This window comes from Cohnella sp. GCM10012308, from assembly GCF_042649185.1.
Classification (GTDB): Bacteria; Bacillota; Bacilli; order Paenibacillales; family Paenibacillaceae; genus Cohnella.
Genome location: NZ_JBHRYU010000016.1, coordinates 1 through 22,603, shown reverse-complemented (window position 1 = coordinate 22,603; position 22,603 = coordinate 1). Strand labels below are relative to the sequence as shown.

17 protein-coding genes and 1 rRNA gene are annotated in these 22,603 nt (G+C 55.2%); 15 read left to right on the top strand and 3 right to left on the bottom strand.

All coding sequences use genetic code 11. The features are described 5' to 3' along the window. The first annotated feature begins 28 nt into the window (after positions 1 to 28). Positions 29 to 1,594, top strand: coding sequence for a glycoside hydrolase family 32 protein (locus ACFOTD_RS17815; protein WP_378121077.1), 1,566 nt, complete (start codon positions 29 to 31; stop codon positions 1,592 to 1,594). A 193-nt stretch (positions 1,595 to 1,787) separates the two neighbouring features. Here ACFOTD_RS17815 and ACFOTD_RS17810 read toward each other — a convergent pair whose 3' ends face one another. Next, positions 1,788 to 2,276: a hypothetical protein gene (locus ACFOTD_RS17810; RefSeq protein WP_378121073.1), complete on the bottom strand. Its 489-nt coding sequence runs from the start codon at positions 2,274 to 2,276 to the stop codon at positions 1,788 to 1,790. Between the two features lie 81 nt (positions 2,277 to 2,357). On the opposite strand from ACFOTD_RS17810, the gene ACFOTD_RS17805 reads away from it, so the two are divergent. From ACFOTD_RS17805 to ACFOTD_RS17775, 7 genes are all read left to right on the top strand, one after another. After that, complete coding sequence (locus ACFOTD_RS17805; protein WP_378121071.1) at positions 2,358 to 3,959, top strand: hypothetical protein; 1,602 nt, start codon at positions 2,358 to 2,360, stop codon at positions 3,957 to 3,959. A 19-nt stretch (positions 3,960 to 3,978) separates the two neighbouring features. Then, positions 3,979 to 5,001 carry a zinc-dependent alcohol dehydrogenase gene (locus ACFOTD_RS17800; protein ID WP_378121069.1) on the top strand — a complete coding sequence of 341 codons (1,023 nt, stop codon included), beginning with the start codon at positions 3,979 to 3,981 and terminating at the stop codon, positions 4,999 to 5,001. A gap of 12 nt (positions 5,002 to 5,013) precedes the next feature. Beyond that, a complete protein-coding gene (locus ACFOTD_RS17795) occupies positions 5,014 to 6,174 on the top strand; it encodes a mandelate racemase/muconate lactonizing enzyme family protein (RefSeq protein WP_378121067.1) in 1,161 nt (386 codons plus the stop codon). Between the two features lie 17 nt (positions 6,175 to 6,191). Further along, positions 6,192 to 8,891: an alpha-L-rhamnosidase gene (locus tag ACFOTD_RS17790; protein ID WP_378121066.1), complete on the top strand. Its 2,700-nt coding sequence runs from the start codon at positions 6,192 to 6,194 to the stop codon at positions 8,889 to 8,891. A 3-nt stretch (positions 8,892 to 8,894) separates the two neighbouring features. Continuing rightward, complete coding sequence (locus tag ACFOTD_RS17785; RefSeq protein WP_378121064.1) at positions 8,895 to 11,801, top strand: glycoside hydrolase family 2 protein; 2,907 nt, start codon at positions 8,895 to 8,897, stop codon at positions 11,799 to 11,801. A 254-nt stretch (positions 11,802 to 12,055) separates the two neighbouring features. Continuing rightward, complete coding sequence (locus ACFOTD_RS17780) at positions 12,056 to 14,176, top strand: hypothetical protein (protein ID WP_378121062.1); 2,121 nt, start codon at positions 12,056 to 12,058, stop codon at positions 14,174 to 14,176. Next, a complete protein-coding gene (locus ACFOTD_RS17775) occupies positions 14,177 to 15,208 on the top strand; it encodes an SGNH/GDSL hydrolase family protein (protein ID WP_378121268.1) in 1,032 nt (343 codons plus the stop codon). It begins immediately after the preceding gene. 51 nt (positions 15,209 to 15,259) lie between these two features. Here ACFOTD_RS17775 and ACFOTD_RS17770 read toward each other — a convergent pair whose 3' ends face one another. Beyond that, on the bottom strand, positions 15,260 to 16,210 hold the full coding sequence (locus ACFOTD_RS17770; RefSeq protein WP_378121060.1) for a phytanoyl-CoA dioxygenase family protein: 951 nt from the start codon (positions 16,208 to 16,210) through the stop codon (positions 15,260 to 15,262). A 116-nt stretch (positions 16,211 to 16,326) separates the two neighbouring features. Between ACFOTD_RS17770 and ACFOTD_RS17765 the strand changes: the two genes are divergently transcribed. Continuing rightward, entirely contained in the window at positions 16,327 to 17,190 is an 864-nt protein-coding gene (locus ACFOTD_RS17765) for a helix-turn-helix domain-containing protein (protein WP_378121059.1), read from the top strand. 30 nt (positions 17,191 to 17,220) lie between these two features. Here ACFOTD_RS17765 and ACFOTD_RS17760 read toward each other — a convergent pair whose 3' ends face one another. Then, the gene (locus ACFOTD_RS17760) at positions 17,221 to 17,901 is read right to left on the bottom strand and encodes a GntR family transcriptional regulator (RefSeq protein WP_378121057.1); all 681 of its coding nucleotides are present in this window, start codon (positions 17,899 to 17,901) and stop codon (positions 17,221 to 17,223) included. Positions 17,902 to 18,103: 202 nt separating this feature from the next. On the opposite strand from ACFOTD_RS17760, the gene ACFOTD_RS17755 reads away from it, so the two are divergent. The 6 genes from ACFOTD_RS17755 to ACFOTD_RS17730 form a co-directional block, all read left to right on the top strand. After that, a complete protein-coding gene (locus ACFOTD_RS17755) occupies positions 18,104 to 19,063 on the top strand; it encodes a C-terminal binding protein (protein ID WP_378121055.1) in 960 nt (319 codons plus the stop codon). 40 nt (positions 19,064 to 19,103) lie between these two features. Next, positions 19,104 to 19,526, top strand: coding sequence for a cupin domain-containing protein (locus ACFOTD_RS17750; RefSeq protein ID WP_378121053.1), 423 nt, complete (start codon positions 19,104 to 19,106; stop codon positions 19,524 to 19,526). Positions 19,527 to 19,553: 27 nt separating this feature from the next. Beyond that, positions 19,554 to 20,315: an SDR family NAD(P)-dependent oxidoreductase gene (locus ACFOTD_RS17745; protein ID WP_378121051.1), complete on the top strand. Its 762-nt coding sequence runs from the start codon at positions 19,554 to 19,556 to the stop codon at positions 20,313 to 20,315. A 34-nt stretch (positions 20,316 to 20,349) separates the two neighbouring features. Beyond that, positions 20,350 to 21,159 (top strand): SDR family NAD(P)-dependent oxidoreductase, encoded by an 810-nt coding sequence (locus ACFOTD_RS17740; protein WP_378121049.1) that lies wholly within the window; start codon positions 20,350 to 20,352, stop codon positions 21,157 to 21,159. Positions 21,160 to 21,457: 298 nt separating this feature from the next. Beyond that, positions 21,458 to 22,021 (top strand): hypothetical protein, encoded by a 564-nt coding sequence (locus tag ACFOTD_RS17735; RefSeq protein ID WP_378121047.1) that lies wholly within the window; start codon positions 21,458 to 21,460, stop codon positions 22,019 to 22,021. Positions 22,022 to 22,475: 454 nt separating this feature from the next. Beyond that, positions 22,476 to 22,603, top strand: a 16S ribosomal RNA gene (locus ACFOTD_RS17730); the annotation flags it as partial.

Genomic DNA, 22,603 nt, shown 5'->3' with positions numbered 1-22,603 from the left:
GGTTACGAACAGGCTGGAGGTGCCGGCTATGGACCATAAAACGATAAAAGAATCGATCCGGACAGTGAAAGATTTCAGGCTGCTGCTTCTTGCCGACCGTTACCGCCCAGGCTATCACTTTGCCATGCCCGAAGGCTTCGGCTTGCCGGGCGATCCCAACGGCGCTTTTTACGCGAACGGCAGATATCATCTCATGTATCTCTATGAAAACTGCACGAGCGCGACCGGCGCTTTTAATTGGGGACATATTTCGAGCCACAATCTGGTTCATTGGCGCCATCATCCGGACGCGCTGGTTCCAAGCGACGGGGATAACGGCGCGTTTAGCGGGGGCGCCTTCGTCGATGAGGACGGCACCGCGTACATCTCTTATTCGAGCCTCGCGACCAATATAGAGACGATGGCCGGCGGCGGCGTCGGAATCGCAAGAAGCTCGGACCGTCACTATGAGCAATGGGAAAAGTTCGATACGCTGGCGATCCAGAGCACGGTAAACGGCATAACGGAAGTCGTCGGCAAAAACGGCGAGCACGTATATGCGGGGAGCTGCGATCCGAGCAATATTTGGAAAAAAGACGGCGTCTATTATATGCAAACCGGGAATCTGTGCGTGCTCGGCAAATACGGAAGAAGCGAAGATTCTCCGCTCGAAGCGAGGGGAGATTGGACGGATTTATTCCAATCGACGGATCTGAAGAAATGGACGTACGTCGACCGTTTTTACGAACGGGACCGCACGAACAAATGGACGCAGGAATCGGAAGACGATATGTGCGCGAGCTTTTTCCCGCTGCCTCTGTCCGGACAAGGCGGGGCGCCAAGCGGCAAATACCTGCAGCTGTTCATTTCGCATAATAAGGGCTGCCAATATTATATCGGCGAATACAGCGAGAATAGGTTCCTGCCGGAAAGTCATGGGCGCATGACATGGGTGGACAGGGCGTTCGCCGCTCCCGAAGCATTGATGGACGATAAGGGCCGGCAGATCGTATGGGTGTGGATCATCGACAATCTGGAAGACGAGTCAAGCTTCGGGTGGTCGGGCGTGTACAGCCTGCCTAGAACCGTCTGGCTGGGTGAAGACCATACGTTGCGGATGGCGCCGGTAGACGAGCTTGCCATGCTGAGATATAACGCCAAGCAATTCCCGGCCGTCGCGCTCTCCGATGGCGACAAGCTGGAGCTGGATGGCATAAACGGCTTGTCTTCCGAAATAAAGCTGACGATCGCGCCCGGGTCCGCCCGTAGAACGGGGCTGAAGGTGCGAACTTCCCCTGACGAGGAGGAAGTCGCGCTGCTGTATTACGATGCCGAAACGAAGGCGCTCGTATTCGATTCGACGCGCAGCGGCGCGGGCGGCTGGAAGGCGAGGGAGGCCGCTCCTTTTCAATTGAAAGATGCCGAGCAACTCGAATTAACGGTTTATATCGACAGAGGCGTGATCGAGATTTTCGCCAACGAGCGGCAAGCGATCGCAAGACGGGTGTACCCGGAGAGATTGGACAGCACGGGCGTCTATCTGTTCAGCGAGGGAGGCACGGCTTCCTTCGAGACAATTGAGGTCTGGGAAATGATGCCGTCGAATCCCTATTGAGCAGAAGCTTACGGGAAGTCCGCGCCTGCTGCCATTAGGCGATAATTGCTCGCTGCGATCCGATTTTCTTCGCAGCGGACTTTAAGGCCACCGTTCAGCCGTTAGGCTGGCAGTTGAATGCCGAGGACAAACAAAAATTTTTGCACCTGCAGGATGACGTGGCATCCACGGCATTTTGGTACCAGTCGGAGCCTCACGCGGCATTCCCGCCGCTGCCTGACAGGGATATGAGGGATGTTACTGTGAAGTAGCTAGCGAAGTGCAGCTGGTATGTATCAATCGCCTGTCCTGGTGCAGGCGATGCGACCATTTCGGCCGCTACCAAGCCCCTCGCCTCTTCTAGTGAAGGCGATGCGACCATTTCGACCGCTACCAAGCCCATCGCCTCTTCTAGTGAAGGCGATGCGACCATTTCGGTCGCTACCAAGCCAATCGCCTCTCCTAGTGCAGGCGATGCGACCATTTCGGCCGCTACCAAGCCCATCGCCTCATCTAGTGAAGGCGATGCTACCATTTCGGCCGCTACCAAGCCCATCGCCTCTTCTAGTGAAGGCGATGCGACCATTTCGGCCGCTACCAAGCCCATCGCCTCTTCTAGTGAAGGCGATGCGACCATTTCGGCCGCTACCAAGCTCATCGCCTCTTCTAGTGAAGGCGATGCGACCATTTCGGCCGCTACCAAACCAATCGCCTCACCTGGTGAAGGGCATAGCGTCATTTTTCAAATGACTTCCTTAAAATTGAACTGGCAGGAGCGATAAATATGAAGCTGCAATACAGCATGGCGCATGAGCCATTGTTGGACACGTCAACGCGGGATGACCTGATCGCGAACATCAAGAACGCCGGCATCGAGAAGATTTGGATCGCCGGATTTTTCTCGGGCAAGATGGTCGACCTCGAGGAGCTGAAGCAGGCCAAGGCGTTCGCGGAGCTGCACGGCCTTGAGGTCGGCGCGGTCACGATCCCGATCGGCCACCCGGGCAACGCGCTGAACCCGGACGATCCCGACCTGGATCTGGAGATCCCCAAGCATTGGCACTATCGGGTCGATATCCAAGGCGAGACCGTCTATTATTGCGGAGCCATCGATAAGTGTCTGATCGAGGACAACGGGAAGGCGGCCATGCTGCTCCGCGACGCGGGCTTCAAGGAAGTATTCCTGGACGACGATCTGCGAGCCGGCAATTTCAACGAATTTATTGAAGGTTGCTATTGCGATGCTTGCGTGGCGGAATTCAATCGCACCTACGATCGGCAGGAGACAAGGGAATCGTTGCTGGTCGAAATGACGCAAAAGAACAACACGGCCATCATGAAGGATTGGGTCGCGTTCCAGTGCGTCAAAGTGACGGACGTCGTAAAGGCAACGGATATCGAAGGCGTTCAGCCCGGCATTATGGTGATGCATTTCGGAGACGAGCGGCACGGGATCGACATTCCATCGATTCGCGAGCAAATTCCCGACACGCTGTTCCGGGTGGGAGAGTACCAGTTCAACGATACGCGATTCACGGCCCCTCATGCCAAAGCCGAAGAGCTGCTCGGCATTTTGTATCACCTGAGCTTTATCGATAAGAAATTCGCGTACAGCGAATCGACGATTTTTCCGCCGCGCTCGTTAAAGGAGCACAATCTGGTCTACAAAGCGAAGCTGGCCATTACGGCAGGCATTGAGAACGTGCTGTTCATGAGCGGTACATGGGTGCTTGACGCGAGCTACTGGCATGCGATCGCGGACGCGCTGCCGGTATTGCGGGCGTTGGACCAAGCGACCGCCGACGTGCCGAGAGCTTTTCCGGTTCACCTGGCATACGGCACGCACGGCGCATTCGCGGAAGCATTCGTTCCGACGAGCCTGCCGCTGCTGGCGGGATTGCCGGTCAAGGCCGTTCGCGCGGACCAGGGCGGAGTAGACGGAGAGCTGCTGTTATTTTTCGGAGATTACCGGTTGAGCGAACAATGGCTGGCGCAGCTGCCAAGTTATAAGCAAGTCGTATTTGACCAAGCGGCAGCGATAAAAAACAAGGATCTACTGGAAAAGCTGCAGCTTGCCGCGACCAACATTGTCGTTTGGGATCAACAAGCGGCGGCAAGACCTTCCGCAGCGCAGCTTTCTTCGCTGCAACGGCTGGTTGCCCCAGGCTCCTGGGACTTCCCGCGGCTCGCGGAGGGGAACCAGATCGGCCTGGTATGGCTCAAGGACGGCGGCAAGTGTATTTTGTTTAATCTGCTGGAAACGGAAAACCGGGGAATCGTTCAATGGGATGACCGCCAGTATCCCGTTCAGCTCGCGCCCCTGTCCTTTGCAATTGTTGACGATGCGGGCATCTTAACGACTTACGATACGGCGATCGCGCTTTAAGAGAAGGAGGGTGCTGCAGATGCAAAAGAAGATATGGCAATGGACGGGCTTCAATGCGATGGCGCCAAGCGATATCGGGCGCGAAGAACCGCGCAGCGGCCAAGTCGAGATCCGCATCCTGTCGATCGGCATTTGCGGCACGGATCTGCATATCATGAGCGGCCACGCCGGCTTCGGCACGCCGCCGCTGGCGCTCGGCCATGAGCTGGCCGGCGTCGTGGAGCGCGTCGGCGAAGGCGTAACCGGTTGGCAGCCGGGCGACCGCGTCTGCATCGATCCGCTCATCGGCTGCGGCGTATGCCATGAATGCCGCAGCGGCAACAAGCACCGCTGCGCGGAAGCAGGAGAGATCGGACTGCAATTCCCGGGCGGCTGGCAGGAGTATCTAAACGTCCCCGCCGCCAATCTGTACCGGCTGCCCGACAACTTCAGCCTGGAGGAAGCGACCCAGGCGGAGACGCTCCATTGCTGCCTGGGCGGCATCGATAAACTGGATATTCGCCTTGGACAGCATGCCGCCGTGATCGGGGACGGTCCGACCGGCCTCTACTATGTGCAGCTGTTAAAAGCGGCGGGCGCAAGCATGGTCACGCTGATCGGCATGCGCGACAATCGTCTTGCGCTCGGTCGCAAGCTTGGCGCGGACGCCGCGGTCAACCTGCGGTCGGAAGCCCCGGATGCCGAGGATCCGCTTCCGGCGGCGGAAACCCAGCATATCGTCATCGATGCTGCAGGCAACGAGGCTTCCTTGAAGCTCGGGATCGAGCTGCTCCGAAGAGGGGGACGGCTGCTGCTCTTCGGATTGCCGGGCCAACCCGTCCAGGCGGACATTCAGGCAGCGGTGCTGAAGGAACTAACGCTATTGGGCTCGACGAACGCGCCGCAAGTATGGCCGCGGGTCATCGAGATGATCGCCTCCGGCAGCGTGAAGGTGAGTCCGATGATTACGCATCATTACAGCTTCGACGAGCTGGACCGAGCGATCGAATTCGCGCGGAACGAACCGGATGAAGCAATTAAAATAATCGTTAATCACGAATAGGAGGAATTCGCAATGAAAATCGTCGCCGTCCATACGAAAGCAATTAAAATCCCCTTTTTTAAAGGCGAAAAATGGTCCGGAGGCACAAGGTACAGCGCGCCTTCGCTGATCGTGCAGATCGAGACGGACGAAGGCTTGATCGGGATCGGCGAGTCGGTCGGACCGACGATACCGGTCATCCAATCCGTCGTGGACAAGGAGTTCGCCCCGTTCGTCATCGGCCGCGATCCGATGGAGCTGGAATCGATCCTCCACCGGCTCGAGGAATATTGCGTCAACTGGAAGCAGATCGGCAACTACGGCCTGGCGGGCATCGAGATGGCGCTGCTCGACCTGCGCGGCAAAATCCTGAACACGCCCGTCTACAACCTGTTGGGCGGCAAGGTGAAGCAGGAAGTGGCGTTCTCGGGCTACATTTTTATCGACAAGCCCGAAGTCAACGCCGAAGAAGCGCGCAAGTTCGCTGCCGCGGGCTACACGGAACTTAAGCTGAAGGTCGGGCGCGACATCGACCTGGATACGAAGCGGGTCAAAGCCGTGCGCGAAGCGGTCGGTCCCGCGATGAAGATCCGCATCGACGCCAACCAGAACTGGAGCGTGCCGACGGCGATCAAGGCGATCCGCAAGATGGAGAAATACGATCTGCAAATGGTCGAGCAGCCGACGCGCTTCGACGACGTGGACGGCATGGCCGCCGTCGCGCGCGCCGTCGACGTGCCGATCATCGCGGACGAAGGCTGCGCCACTTACGAGGATGCCTTGCGGCTGATCGACAAGCGCGCCTGCGCCTGCTTCCTCGTCTATCCGTCCGAGGCGGGCGGCATATTGAAGGCCAGGCAGATCGTCGATCTGGCCAACCACGCAGGCGTCTGGTGCGCCACGGGCAGTTGGGCGGAGACGGGCATCGGCACGCTCGGCAACGTGCACATGGTCGCATCGTCGCGGAACTTCCCGTTCGCCAACGATACCCATCTTAAGTTTATGAAGGGCGATCTGCTGCGCGAGGAGCTGGTGTTCAACGACGGGAAAATAACGGTTCCCGACCGCCCGGGCTTCGGCATCGATCTGGACATAACGAAGCTGAACCATTTCGGTACGGACTTCGAACGCGAGATGGTATTCTACGATCCGCAGGACCCGCAATTCCAGCCGCGGATCGGACAATTGCTCTAATGATTGGAGGCGGACTCATGAACAGCGTCATCCTGACGAATCTCAAGACGGAATACTTGTACAATCCGCTGGGCATCGACACGCCGCGCCCTAGGCTGAGTTGGATGATCGAAACAAAGTCGAGGGGATTTCTCCAATCCGCTTATCAAATCCTCGTCTCCTCCGATCGTCAGCAGCTTGTTGACGCGTCCGCAATCGTATGGGATTCGGGGAAGGTGAATTCGGAGCAATCCGTATTCGTGTCCTATGACGGGCCTACGCTATTGTCCAACGAACGCTATTATTGGAAGGTTCGCGTGTGGGACCGGGATGACCATCCGTCCGGTTGGAGCGAAATAAGCGAGTGGTCCATGGGGCTGCTGCGCATAAGCGACTGGAAGGCGAATTGGATCGGCGAGGTTTTCAAACCAGTCGAAGGCAATCGCGAAGCCAGCTTCTTCCGCAAATCCTTTACGATCGAAAAGCCGGTGCGAAGCGCGACGCTATTCGCGACGGCCTTCGGCGCGATCGAGCTCAGCATCAATGGCAGCCGCGTCGGCGAGGACTACTTTGCGCCGGAATGGACCGATTATCAGACCCGGGTGCATTACAGGACTTACGATGTCACCGGAATGCTGCACGAGGGCTCGAATGCCGTCGGCAGTATTGTCGGCGAGGGTTGGTACAGCGGCCATATCGCCTGGTACGGGAAAAATCTCTATGGCGAAGCGCTTCGTTTTATGCTGCAGATGGCCATCCGCTACGAAGACGGAACCGAAGACACGATCGTCTCGGATGCCTCGTGGAAAGAGAGCAAAGGACCGATTTTGTTTTCGGATTTTCTAATGGGGGAGAGCTACGACGCCAGATTGGAGCACGCCGGGTGGAATGAAGCGGGCTTCGACGATTCGGCATGGCGCAGTCCCCATGTATATGGCGATTTTAAAGGGTGGATCACGGCCCAGGCGAGCCCGCCGATCCGAGTGATGGAGGAAAAAAAGCCGATTGCGGAGCGGAAGCTGGCGTCGGGCGCGCAGCTCATCGATCTCGGCCAGAATATGGTCGGGTGGACGCGAATCGAATTGACCGGCGATCGGGGATCCAAAGTTACTTTACGCTATGCGGAAATATTAGACCAGGATGGCTCCATCTACACGGATAATTTGCGGACGGCCAAACAAACAGACACCTATATCCTCAAAGGCGAGGGGTTAGAAAGCTACGAGCCCAAGTTCACCTTCCACGGATTCAGATACGCAGAGATTACCGCTCCCGCCGACGTAAAAGTGACAAGAGTCACCGGCCGCGTCATCCACAATGCGATGAAGAAAACCGGCAAGCTCGTCACTTCCGATGCGGGCGTCAATCAGTTGTTCAGCAATATCTATTGGACGCAGCGCGCTAACTTTATTAGCGTTCCCACGGATTGTCCGCAGCGAGACGAGCGGATGGGGTGGACCGGAGATGCGCAGATCTTCTCCCGTACCGCCTCGTATAACATGGACGTAGCGGGTTTTTTCGCGAAATATATGACCGATATCGTGGATGCGCAGCGGAAGACGGGCGCTTTTACGGATACGGCGCCATTTCTCAAAGGATTTTCGGATTGGTGCACGTTCGTCGCTTCCGCAGGCTGGGCCGACGCAGGCGTCATTATCCCTTGGACGATGTACAGCGTCTATGAGGATCGAAGGATCGTCGAGGACCATTACGAGGCGATGGCCGCCTGGATGGACTTCCTGATCAAGATGAATCCGAGCTTGCTGCGCACGGATACCCAGTATTACGGAGACTGGTTGTCCCTCAACGCGAGCACGCCGATGGACTTGTTCGCAACCGCCTACTTCGCTTATTGCGCCAAGCTTATGGCGGCCATGTCGGAGGCGGTCGGGAAAAAGGAACAAGCCGCCTCGTACGCCGAACTTTTCGAGCAAGTCCGATCCCGATTTAACGAAGCCTTCGTCGGGACAGACGGACGAATCGCAGGGGAGACGCAAACCGGTTATGCGATGGCGTTGTTCATGGAGCTGCTTCCCGAGGAAGGGAGATCGAAGGCCGCCGCCCATCTGATCTCGGATATCGAGCAACGCGGCTGGCATATTACAACAGGAATTCACGGCATTAAATATCTGCTGCCCGTGCTGTGCGAAGCAGGCTATGAGGAGGCTGCGTACCGTCTGCTTCTTCAAGAAACGTATCCTTCGTGGCTGTACTCCATTAACAACGGAGCGACGACGATCTGGGAGCGCTGGGACGGCTGGACCGAGGAGAAAGGCTTCCAGACGCCGGGCATGAATTCCTTTAACCACTATGCGCTTGGCGCCGTAGGGGAGTGGATGTTCCGTTATATGGGCGGAATCGACAAGGCTTCCGGGACGCCCGGATACAAGCATATTCAAATTCGTCCCTTCTTGAACGATAGACTCGCTTCCGTCGATTGCGAATATGAGAGCAGTTACGGCACGATCCGTAGTCGCTGGTCGATCGAAGGCGGCTTCGCCGAACTTCAGGTGACGATCCCGCCGAATACGAAAGCGGACATCCATATTCCGTTCATCGACGGGGAGCAAGTTTATGAGAGCGGCGTGCCATTGCATGGCGAGAGGATTGACCGGACTGACGCGTCCATGATCGATCTAGGCATTATCGGGCAGAGGCGAGTCGTCCAGGTCGGGTCCGGCGAATACCATTTTCGGACGCGGTTTAATTCCATAGGGACAGGGCAATTGGAGGCGTAACGCATGACCATGACCGCAACGGGCCAAAAAGGCAGCATCCTATCGTTAAACGGAACCTGGGAGCTTCTCGTCGACCGGGAAAATAAAGGCATCGAGGAGCGGTGGTTCGATTGCATTCGTTTCGAAGCGCAACCCGCTCCAGTACCAGGCGCCATCCAGCAAGTGTTTCCCGGATACCATGGCGTTGCGTGGTATTGGAAAACGATCGACGACGATTGCGCTCGCTCCGCTGGAGAGCGAACCATCCTCCGTTTCGGCGCGGTGGATTATCTCGCCGACGTATGGGTGAACGGCAAGCGCGCCGGCTCCTTCGAAGGCGGGGAGACGCCCTTCGAGTTCGACGTCACGGATATATGGTTCGCCGAAGGCGGGAACTTGTTGGCCGTTCGCGTGCTGAATCCGACCAATGAGCCGATTGACGGCATCGTACTTGGCCAGGTGCCGCATCGCAACAAAAATGAAGTCGCATCGGCCGGCGGGGACTTCAACCATGGCGGAATCAAAGGGCACGTGGATTTGAGGACGGTGCCTGCCGTCTATGTCGCGGACGTTTTCGTGCAGCCGGATATGAATACGGGCATCGTAAAAATCACGACAACTGTGCGCAACAGCCTTAGCGCAGCAACGACCGCTGACTTGAATGGCTCTGTCGCACGAACGAATGGATCCGGGGACACGATTCAAGCCGAACGCGTTAACGTGAACGCGATTAGCGGCGAGTCCGTTCATGAGATGACCTTGACGATCCCGAATCCGCGATTGTGGCGACTCGAAGACCCTTTTCTTTATCAATTGACAATCGAGATTCACGCGGCCGGGCAACGCCCGCACAGGCAATCCGTACGTTTCGGATTCCGGGATTTTCGGATCGTGGACGGTTTCTTTCACTTAAACGGCAAGCGGATCTTCCTGAAAAGCACGCATACGATGAATGCGACGCCCGTTACGATGCACGTACAGACCTTGTCCGATCATCTTCGCAAAGATATGTTTTATTTGAAAGCTGCCGGATTTAACGCGGTTCGGTTTATTGCAGGCGTCGCTTCGCCGGAACAGCTCGATCTTTGCGATGAGATCGGATTGCTGGTTTTCCAGGAGACGATGGCAAACTGGTGCTTGAATTTCACGAGCGACCCTAAATATCCGACGCTTCCTTATTCCGAAGAAGTCGGGAAGCGTTACGACCACAGCAATATCGAAATGATCAAACGCGACCGCAATCACCCTTGCATCGCGGCGTGGAGTTTATTGAACGAAACGTACGACGGGCCCGTCTTCGAGCGGGCGGTTGCCTTTCTGCCGACCCTGCGTCGATACGACACGTCCCGGCTGGCGCTTCTCAATAGCGGCCGCTTTGACTTTCGGTTCAGCATCGGCTCGGCAAGCAATCCCGGCGGCGACGAATGGGAGTATTGCTGGGGGATCGAAGCGCCCGACGCGCCGACGCTCAAGTTCGATCGCCCGTCCGCCGATGGCTGCGGCGAATTTCATTTTTATCCGCCGACGCCGCAATCCGCCGAGACGAACAGCTTCCTTCGCCAGCTGGGGAACGGCACCAAGCCGGTTTATCTTTCGGAATACGGAATCGGCAGCCTATTTAACGTCATTAATGAATGGAGGCGCTTCGAGCAAGCGCAAGCCCGGACCGATCTGGAAGACGCTTCTTGGCTGCAGGAACAAAGCGAGTCCTTGTATGCGGATTGGAAACGGCTCGGTCTGGACGACGCTTATCCGTTCCCGGAGGACATGCTCCGCGACAGCCAGCGATTGAACGCTCGCCAACGCACGTTCGGCTTCGATCTGATTCGCTCCAATCCTAGTCTATGCGGATACAACTTAACGGGGATGCTCGATCACGGCATGTGCGGCGAAGGTATGTGGACCTTGTGGCGCGAATGGAAGCCGGCGATGTTCGATGCGGTTAGCGACGGGTTTGCCCCGCTCAGGTGGTGCTTGTTCGTGGATGCCATGCATGGCTATTGCGGCCGGGAGATTACGGTCGAAGCGGTTCTGGCCACGGAGGATGCGCTGGCACCAGGGGAATACCCGGCTCGATTCAAGGTTTTCGGACCGACAGGCACGGTTTGGGAAAAAGTAGTTACGTTCACGATCCCGAAGAGCATGCCATTTGCGGTCCCCGTCATCAAAGAGACGATCAAAATCGACGGCCTGCAAGGAAGTTATACGTTTGCGGCTAATCTGGAACGAGGCGGCGCGCCTTCGGGAGGCACGGTGAAATTTCAGATGACCGATCCGAAAGCTTATCCGCTAAGCAACGGACAAGTGACGCTTTGGGGGATCGATGAGGCTGTAGAGAAATGGCTCATTGATCGCGGGTTGAATTGCGTACCGCTTCAGGCGGGAGAAAGTCCAAACCAGGAAGTCATCATTGTCGGCAATCCGGTCGATGCCTCGAACGAAGAAACCTGGATGCTTCTTAAACAACGCATGAAAAATGGCGCAGCCGTTCTTTTTGCGGACCCGATGCTGTTTATCGACAACGAATCGGCTATCCAATGGCTGCCTCTGACGAATAAGGGCACTTGCAAGAGCATCAAAGAATCGATCTATCATAAGGAATGCGTGGCCAACCGGCATGTCGTATTCGACGGTCTGCAAGGGCCTGGCATTCTCGATATGGACTATTACGGTCAAGTGATCTCGCATGAGATATTCTTGGGACAAGATACGCCCTACGAAACGATTTGCGCCGGCTTCAACACGGGACACTATCGGATTCCTCGCGGTTACGAGTCGAGTCTGTTAATCGCTCATTACCAGACTGAAGAGGGCCGGTTTTTCTTGAATGCATTGAACGTTCTGGCCCATATCGATCGTCATCCGGCAGCGGACCGGCTGCTTCTCAATTTAATCCGGTATTCGCAAACCACCCTCGGGAGGGAGATGTAATGACGCTTCCGCATCTTAATGAACCCAGTTGGTCTCAAATAGCCGGCCGGTATCCCAGAACCCGTTCCAAACGTATTTTTATTCATCCCCCTTTGGCAGATACATTGGTAGAGGTTAGGCCTGATCTGACGTTAATCCTTAAGGATGCGCTCGCGCGTAAAGGCCAGCTCCGAAGAGGACACGGCTTTTTCGTAAGCGCTTCTGCGGGCGGGGATCCGCAATTTTTCGATTTCCGCAAGGTGGAGCAAACGTACTTGTCGCCCAAGGAACCGATCTTGTTCTCCTCGCTGCCGCAAGCCGGCTTTGATCATCGATTAACGAGCTTGACCGTACCGGAGCCGGATGGAGGCGCGCGCGTACATCTTTATCTTTCCATTACCAATTTGCATCCGACCCTCGCCAGATCGGCGGATTGGTATTTTGCGAGCGTCGAAGACATGCATGAGAACTTTTATGTCGATATCAACGAAGATTATGTCCCTTACGACCAGGTTTTTGCGCCTTGGCTGAACGGAATGGAGCTCGAGCATAGGGCCATCGATGCCTTAAGCGGGCTTCTTGTCGATCGGCAAGGCGATGCGATCGTGCGGTATGAGGCGGCGCCTGGCACGAGCGCGGCGTATGCGGCACAAGCCGGCGAATTCGCCAATATCCTTCAGTTTAAAATGGAGCTTTCTCCGGGTGAGTCTAAAAAGATTCATATCGAAATTTTTGACACGGTGACCGGAAGAACGAATGACCTTGCTTTCATTCAAAATGAAATTCGATTAGATGAAGCAGCGGCCATCGAACGAAGCAGGCAAGTCTGGAATGCGGCCTTATCCGGTAAAGCGGGCATTCATGTGCCGGAGCCGATTATTCAGGATATATTCGATACGGCCCAAGCCAACGCCTTGCAGTTGATCGCGGAAAGAGCGGATGGCTCCGCGTTGCCCGGACAAGGCGGGTTCAACGAATATATGACCGTGTATTCCTGGGAAGTATCCGGTTATTTGAAAATGTTGAATCGGCTTGGATACGGGGATACGGTTAAAAAAACGCTGCAGTATTTTTTAAGCACGCAGACCGGCAGCAAAGGACCTGCCGGGGACATCTTGTCTCCCGAGGGATCCTTTCGCGCGCATATTTTCTGGATGTGCGAGACGGGAGCAGTGCTCGGGATACTGGCGGATTACTATTTGACGTCCAAGGACCGATCGTGGTTCGGCGAGCATCTGCCGGCGATCGTTCAAGCCTGCGAATGGATCGAGCGGGAACGCAGCGCGACTAAAATCGTCCGGGAAGACGGCACAAGAGTGGCGCACTACGGCCTGCTGCCGAAAGGACGCGTTCACGATTGGCCGGATCAGGGGCATTTCTTTTTCTCGGACGCGCATACGTGGCATGGCTTGCACATGATGACCCTTGCTCTCCAGGAATGGGGATATGCAGACGCGGCAAAATACGCGGCGGCGTCCAAGGATTACCGGGAATGTCTGGAAGCGGCGGTCCTGCAGGCCACCTATCCGCATCCCCCGGGCGAGCAGATCCGCTGGATCTCCAATGAAGCGTATACCGGGCCGGGCGAAAAGAAAGCCGTATATGCGATCGACGGTCCTGCCTGCTTATTGGACACGGGGATTCTCTCCGCCGAAGATTCGCTTGTGCCGGAGATCGAGTATTATATGCGCAGCTATTTCTCCATGGGCGACTTGTTCGCGGTGAAGCTGCCCGGGATGGAGGATGCGGCGCTCGGCAAGCTTCAGGAGCAATATGCAGGCTCGGCGATCGATTTGTACTACGTCAACCAGGCAGAGCGAATCTGGCATCGGGTATGGAGCCTGCGCGGAGAACGGGAGAAGGCGCTGCGCTATTTTTATTCGACCATGGCTTTTTCGACGACGCTGGATACCCTTCACGTCCATGAACGCTTCTGTCCGCAGCTGCCTTGGTTGTCGCCCTGGCAGCCGAACGGTAGCGGCAACGGCCGCGTGATGGAGATGATTATGAATTCGCTCTACCTTTTGGAAGATCGTACGCTTAAGCTGCTGCCCTGCGCGCCTGCCGATTGGCTGGAGCCCGGGAAGCGGATTGAAGCGAACCGGGTAGGGACCTATTTGGGCGAGCTTTCCTTTAAGGTGACCAGAAGCTCGTTTGACGCGCTCCAAGTCGAGGTTCGGCTTCCGAAGGGAATTCAGGCGATCGAAGCAACGTTCGTTTTAAAGGATGGCTACGGAATAAGAGAGGTTGAACGGCCTGCTGGAGACGATCAAATTCGCGAAGGCCTGGCTACGGAATGGAACGGAACCTGGAGCGGTACGCAGCTCCGTCTTCAGAATCCGCCGCAGGAATTGAAGCTGCTGCTACGGTTGTCCGGAGAAAAGGGGATGGTGTAACTGGAACAACTCATATGGCACGCACCAGATGAGCCTCCTTTTCAGATCGCCGGCTTTGCCTGGCTGACCAAGGAGCGCAAATATCGCCGGCTGCCGACCGTCGCGCCTGGCGCGATTCGCGAGATCCTGGATGAGCTGGCGAACCATACGTCAGGGGGCCAGATCCGTTTCCGGACGAATGCGACCAAGCTCGCCATTCAGGTCAAGCTCTTCGCTCCGAACACCGCGGAGCATATCCCCGCGACGGCGGTGAACGGATTCGACTGTTATTTAGGAGCGCCCGGCGCGCAGCGGTATTTCGGAACGACGAGATTTTCGCACGATGCCGATCAATACGAGTATGTTTTTTTTGAAGGCCTGGAGGCTGCGCAGCGCTGCGTCACGTTGAACTTTCCGTTGTTCCAGGGCGTGCATGAAGTTCGTATCGGCGTAAATCCGGGTGCCGGTATCAGCGCGTATCCGGCCTACGCCTCGGATCGCAAGGTCGTGCTTTACGGAACGTCGATTACGCAGGGAGGCTGCGCATCGCGACCGGGGATGTCTTACACCAACATCCTGAGCCGCAGATTCGACCGGGAATTTATCAACCTCGGTTTTTCCGGCAACGGCCAAGGCGACCCCGAGATTGCGAGATTCATGTCCGAGATCGACGATCCGGGCTGCATCGTCCTCGATTATGACGCCAACAATCCGAATATCGACAATCTGATCCGGACGATGCCCGAATTTATTCGCATACTGCGCAGCCGGCATACAAGCGTACCGATCCTCGTGGTATCGCGGATTCCTTATGGCTACGAGCATACGCAGACGGCATCCTGTCTGGATCGAATCGCGAGGCGGGATTATCAAAAAGAGTGGGTGGAGGAGCTTCGGCGGCAGGGCGATCGCTTCGTTCACTTTTACGACGGGGCTCAGCTGCTCGGGGAGCTCTGGAACGAATGCACGGTAGACGGCGTCCACCCGACCGACCTTGGCTTCATGCGGATCGCCGATGCATTGACGCCGGTACTGGCGCCGATTCTGCTATAATAGCAAACAGAAGCTGCGACGCCGAAGATCCGGTTCGCAGCTTCTCTTCCATCAGCATATTTTTTCTTTTTGCCATCGGATGGAATGATCGAATTCCGTAAACCGGAATTCCTTGCTTTTCCAATAATACTTGAGCTCCTCATTCGTCCAGTCCGCATAGAGTTCATCCCAATCAAACGGACCATGGGGCTTCAATGAAGCGGGCTCAATGACTTCGCTTGCCGGCTGATAGCGGTAATCGCACGATAGCCGGATCTGACCGGGGATTTGGTTCGGCATCGATTTATGAACGGTGTGGCTGTGAAAGACGAGCACGTCTCCAGCCTCGTAATCGACCGTCTGCCACTCGTAATCGAGTCCGCACAGGATCGACTCCAGACCGCCGGCTCCAGGATTGCTCGATACGCCGAGCAGGCCTGCCTGATGGCTTCCTTTAAGCACGGCCAGGCCGCCCAGTTCTCTCGATACGTCGCCCAGCGGCATCCAGCAGGTCCAGGTGTTCGACGCGCCCTGGATATGCAGGAAGTCCTGGTGCGAAGGCGTGATTTTCGCATCGCGATGCGGGAGCATGACCCGGCCGATATTCCTAGGATGCGGAAACGGCGTTTCTTGGAAGAGGGCAGAGAATACCGCCAGAATTTCCGGAGCGTGGGCCATGGCATGGAACGCTTCAAGCTTTTGAATCCGGTGGTACATCTCGAACGTGACGCCTACGCCGTTCCATTGCAGCTCATCGGAGGTGTAACGGTTGACGGCTTCGACATCGGCCATGCCTTCCATGATCGGATGCTGCGGATTCATCACGCCGAAGCTGTCCAGGATGTCCATGACTTGACGGCGGACTTCGAGTACGCGGGCCCGCGGGAGAAGGCCTTTGAAGAACAGAACGCCATCTTCGTTCGCTCTGGGGCGCAATCGATCGGGCTGGTCAAGAAGCGGGACGGCGTCCGAGAACGTACCTGAGACTGGCTTTCGATCATTGTCCATTACGGGATTCATCATTTGCGTTTCCCCCTCTCGTATTGTTGTCATCATACCATCCGATTTGCGAAAATCATTTAGATGGCAGCGGACAGGATTGTCATTTACCGGAATGGAATCAAGGGAGGACTTACGATTTGGAAGCATTCATCAAGGCCATCGAAAACGCGCAGCCGGTCGTTCATTTTGCGAACCGTTGGGTCGGCGTTCCGGGCGAATCCTTCGGACCTCGGATCATCGGGGATTATCAATGGATCTACGTGAGGAGCGGGAAAGGCAATGCGAGAATCGGCAACCAGTCGTTCCGCGTTTATGCCGGTTGTTTGTTCACTTACGGTCCGGGGCAGCCCCACTGGTTCTGTTCGAGCGAAGACGATCCGCTGGTGTTGTACGGATTGCACTTCGGTTATTCAGGTCATTCCGGCCTGGACGACGTTCTGCGAATGATTCAAAACGTGGATTGGGATCGCTTCGAACAAATAAACCCCGATGTCCCCGTACCGTTTCCCCCGAGAATGGAGACGGGCGCTTGGCCGCTGCCATACTTCGAGCGATTGGTCGAGGAGTATCGGGGTAACCGGGCGATAGGCGCAATGGTGTTGAGAGGACTGCTCACCGAGCTGTTGGCCAGAGTCGCGCGATGGGTGATCGAGGAGCCGCCGCCTGCATTGCCTCAAGACAAGCGAATCCTCCGCGTGAAAGAAAGCCTGGAGAGCCATACGATGGAGAGCTACCGGACCGATTGGCTGACGGACGGGCTGCCCTTTAGCCACGATTATGTCTCCCGATTATTTAAGCAATGCTTCGGGCAGACGCCGCGAGACTATCATAACCAGGCCAGGTTGGCCAAAGCCCGGCAGCTTCTCGAGGAGACGGAGCTTAGCTCCACCGCGATCGCCGAACGGATGAAGTTCGGAAGCGTGCATCATTTTTGTAAATGGTTCAAAAAGCATACGGGCATGCAGCCCGGCGCTTACCGCAAAAGGAGCCGTTTCCTGTAGCCGCGCAAGAGTAATCGTTGCGGCGATGGGTCAGGGCTTCATGTTCTGTTCAAGCCGGGCGATGATGATCTCTTTGGCATTCGAGATATGAAGCGTCAGCTCGTCCAACGAATCGGGATTCCTCTGAATGACCAGATCTGCCAACCGGCGATGACTATCGTAAAATTGCCGGTAGGTCGCGCTGGTCATATTCGTGATTTCCAATATGGCCTGGAACACGTTCGCCATCGTATTCCATGCCGCCAGAAGGGGGCTGTTCTCCGCCATCATCACCAGGCTGCGGTGGAACTGGATGTCGAGAACGGAGGTCTCCGCGCTAGACGGCGCATTGTCGGGAATGGACAGACATCGTTCCAAGTCCTCCATGGCTTCGAAAAGGGGACGGAATTGAAAGGAACGACTCGCCAATATTTGTTCGAGCGCTTTTCGTTCGAGCAGCAAGCGCAGCTCGAATAAATCATGAGCCTGCTTGGACGTGAAGCCGATCACCTCGGTGCCGCCGTTCGAGAGATTCAGCACCAGCCCTTCCTGCGACAGCAATTGAAAAGCCGTTCGGATCGGCGCCCGGCTGCAGCCGAGCCGGTCGGCGACTTTCGATTCGATCAATCGGGACCCCGATTTGTACTCGCCGAGAATAATGTCGGTTCTCAGCCGCTTCACGATTTCCTTCGCTTGAATCGAACGCGCAAGCGGATCGTCCAGTTTGTTCATTTCTCTCATCCACTCCCGGTCGGAACTTCTCATCTTAATTGTGATTGTACTTCTTTTATAGTCTTGAATTCAACGTAGATATTATGAATACCTTAAATAAATATTGTATACAAAATAATTATGTTGTATATTTGTTGTGCGTACAGATTTGATTTGCGTATAGCGCGCGCTTGTTAACGTTGCGGGGAGGAGAGAGCGGGGAGTGAGAAAGCTTGCGATATTGGGCGCGGGTATTTTCGGAGACCGCAGGGAACGGGAGTTGTTCGAGCCGGCCGGCTATCAAGCCGATTATTATGAATGCGACGATCCAATGGATCTTGCGGCTTCGCTAACGGATATCGTAGGGCTGATCGTAAATCTCGAACAGGTAACGGATGCTTTATTGGACCGCCTGCCAGGCTTAAAAGCGATCGGACGGTACGGCGTGGGCGTCGACAATATTGATCTCGAAGCCGCATCCAGACGTCGAATTCCGGTTATTAACGTGCCGGACTATTGCGTCGACGAAGTCGCGGAGCATGCGGTCAGCTTCATCTTTGCCGTCAACCGGAAGTTGCCGACGGCAACGTCGTTGCCAAGAAAAGGCGACTGGGGCAAAGTGCAAGCGCTTAAACCGATTCGCGCGATCAAAGAGACGACGCTCGGCGTCGTCGGGACAGGGCGGATCGGCATGAAGGTGATCGAGATGTTGGCTCCTTTCGGCTGCAAGATCCTGATTCACGATCCTTATCTCGCTCGTGCGGAGCTGCCTCGCAACGCGGAAATGACCGGGTTCGACGAGCTGCTTGCGCAGTCCGACATTATCACGATCCATTGTCCGTTGACGGAACAAACCCGTCGCATGTTCTGCGCCGATACGTTCGCCCGCATGCTGAAGCAGCCGGCCATTATCAACGTCTCGCGGGGGCCGATCATCGACGAAGGCGACTTGCTCGCCGCGTTGGACGAAGGCGTCGTGTCCTTTGCCGCGCTGGACGTTATGGAGACGGAGCCACCGCAGCGGGATCATCCCTTGCTCCAGCATCCTAAGGCAATCGTCACGGGTCATGCGGCCTGGTATTCCGAGCAATCCGAAAACCGCTTGAGAGATCTGCTTGCCATGCGCATCATAGACTGCCTGGAGGGCAGGCCTGTCCCTTCGATCGTCAACAAAATTCAATGAAGAATATACGAAATAACATCTGACAAGGAGTGATTGTCTCATGCGTAAAGGAAATGTGATCCGCGCAGCCGAAGTGAAGACGTTGTTCGTCGACGAAACGTATTCTTCCAAAATGCTCATCGACCGAACGAATTCAGATACGCATAACGCCCAGATCAATATGGGAATCGTGGCGCCGGGAGCGAGCCATGCCGATCATAATCACCCGGCCGAATATGATGAATTTTACCTGGTGATTAAAGGCCAGGGCATGGTACGTCTGGATGGGCAGGAGTACGATCTGCTGCCAGGCGACGTCGCGTTCATTCCGGGCGGCTCATACCACGCCATCGCCAACAAGAGCGATACGGAAGAGCTCGTCATTTTCACGGTATGGCCCACGCATCCGGAGGAAGGCGCCAACCCCGTATACGACCTGCGCCTTCGGGAGTGGGGCAAGTCGTACGTGACGGTCCATGAATAATTCCGGTTCAGAAAGAGGCGCTTACCTATGAGGCTGCAAGGAAAAATCGCGCTCGTCACGGGAGCAGGCAGAGGAATCGGACGCGGCATTGCCATTGAATTGGCTAAGGAAGGAGCCGATGTCGTCGTCCATTATCGCAGCAGCGAGCAGCAGGCCATCCAAACGGCGGAGACGATCCGGTCATCGGGCGGAAAAGCGCTGCTCCATCGCGCGGACCTCTCCGACTTCAAGCAGATCGGCGAGATGGTGGAAGCCATTCGCGAGCAATGGGGCGGCATCGATATTTTGGTCAACAACTCGGCCGTCGATCCGACGTACGACTTTTTTGAAGTCACGGAAGAACGTTGGGACGAGGTGCTGGACACGAATCTGAAGGGCGGCTTCTTTTGCGCTCAAGCCTGCGCGAGGGATATGGTCAAGAAGGGCGGAGGCAAGATCATTTTCATCAGCTCCGTTCATGCGAACACGACGATGCCGAAGTATTCGGCATATGCCGCTTCCAAGGGCGGGATCAATGCCTTGACCCGCCAGCTTGCGCTAGACCTCGCGCAATACAACATTCAGGTCAATGCGATCGCGCCGGGCGCTACGGACGTGGAGAAATTTCACGGCCAACCGGGACACGATCCGGCAGCCATCGGCGAACAGATCCCGCTCGGCAGGATCGGATATCCGGAAGATGTGGCCAAGGTCGTGGGGTTTTTCGCATCCGCGGACGCGAACTTCGTTACCGGACAAGTGTTGACCGTCGATGGCGGCTCCAGCACGCGGTTTTTTCTCAGAACATAAAGGACTTGTCAATCGCATCGAAAGGATGATTAAGGTGGAGTTTGCAGATCGAGTCGTTCTAGTAACCGGCTCCGGCAACGGGATCGGGAAAGCCACTGCATTCGCGTTCGCCAAGGAAGGCGCTTCCGTCGTGATCTCGGATATTGACGGCGGCGCTGCGGAAAGCGTCGCGCGCGAGATTGAAGCCATGGGAGGCAAGGCCATAAGCATCCGGACCGATGTATCGTCCGGCGCGGATGTGGAACGTCTGTTTGCGGAGATCCGTCGGACGTATAACCGGCTTGATGTTCTAATCAACAATGTCGGCACGACGATCCGCAAACCGACCGTTAGTTTTACCGAAGAAGAATGGGATTTTATTTATGATACGAACGTCAAATCGATGTTTCTGTGCGCGAGGGCAGCCGGTAAATTGATGTTGAAGCAGCGGGCGGGAACGGTGGTCAATATCTCCTCCATTCTAGGCGGGGGCGGCGTCAGCAAGCGTCTTCCGTACGCTTCTTCCAAAGCGGCGGTGGACAGCTTTACCAGGACGCTCGCCTGCGAATGGGCGCTCGACGGGGTTCGCGTGAATGCCGTCGCTCCCGGATACATCCGAACGGACGGATTAAATCAGGCGTTCCTCGCAGGAATCCTGAAGGAAGACGATATGGTGCGGAGAACGCCGCAGGCGCGACTCGGGACACCTGAGAATATAGCCGACGCCGCTCTGTTTCTGTGCTCTTCCAAAGCGGAGTTCATTACGGGAACGGTTCTGTACGTCGACGGCGGATATTCCGCGTACGAGGGGCCGGAGCAGATTCCTTCCTTCCATCACGATCCGTCGGTTTGGAGCGGCGCGTGATTCAGTGTCGAAAGTCGGCAACTTTCCTTATCAGGAGATCAGCTTCTCATTCGGATACACTTTATCACTGTTATAGTTAGCATGACTTTGTTGAGACGTCTGGAGAATATACGAAGAGCAGGGGGAGAGTCGTCCCCATGCTCTTTTTTATTAACTGCAAGGTTTCTCTCCCGAATTCGTATTCTAGTATGGTTGAATGGTTGCTTGAGATCTTGACTAATGTGGAAAAAATTGAATATAATCATCGAGGTTGAAGATGTATTTGATGCGTGCAGTACGTATTATGGAGGGGCGGCAATTGAACGGGAAAAAGCGATTGGTTTTAATTTTTGTATTATCTCTTTCTGTTCTTAGTGCATGTAACCAACAACATGACAGTATACCGATCGCTACTAAAACAGACGCTGCTGTTAATTCTGGTACAAGTTCAACAACCAATGCAGCTCCCGAGAAGAAGAAAAATGCTTCGCTGGAAAAAATCAATTTAGTATTGACTCAATTAAAAGAGATCCAAAGAGAGCAGTTAACAAAGAAGGATTTAGGTTTCCAGGATCTATACTATATACTTGAGGACTTGGAAAAGATCCGCTCTTCTTTGCAGTCATTGGAACCGGATGACGATGCTACAATTAATACGTACATAAATTACTTTAAAGAAACGGATGTTAGCTTTAACGAATCTTTGGCTTATTTATACGATCAAGATTATGCTAAGAGTTCGACGACAGCAAGAGATAAAGATTTTAGAGAATTGGACAGCTTCGATAAGACATCTATTAAGTCTGCGGCCAATGTAATCGACAATTATGCGCAATCGGTCATTGCTTGGGAAGGTTTCATAGATCCAAGCTTAATGAATTAAAAGTTAGCTTTAAGGCTCGGCATTATGAGTCGCTCCCTTCAAATGGGGAGCGGCTTTTTAAATTCAGTCTCACGAACTCATCCCGAGAGCGAACAATATTAATCGGCAGAATCGTTTTGTTCTGCGTATAGATAGACGTTGGAATCTTAATAGGAGGTGACTTCTTGATGAATCAAAATACAATATTATGATTTGGAAGATTTTGATTGTTGCAAGATTCATCCGTAATTGATATGATCTAATTCCTGCCTCACAAAACGAGGCGGACAGGCAAGGGAAACAAACGGTTAGAGATTGCTCCTTGAAAACTGAACATCGAGCGTTAAAACAAACGGACGCTGAAGCCTTCGGGCGGAAGCAAAAGTTATACCAGCTTTATCATGAGCAAGTCGAACTACCTGTGCGTCTTTCGACTATCGTCGTTTCTAACGAAACGTCTTTCGTCAAAAACGCTATTATGGAGAGTTTGATCCTGGCTCAGGACGAACGCTGGCGGCGTGCCTAATACATGCAAGTCGAGCGGATTTAGTTTGTAGCTTGCTACATACTGAGTTAGCGGCGGACGGGTGAGTAACACGTAGG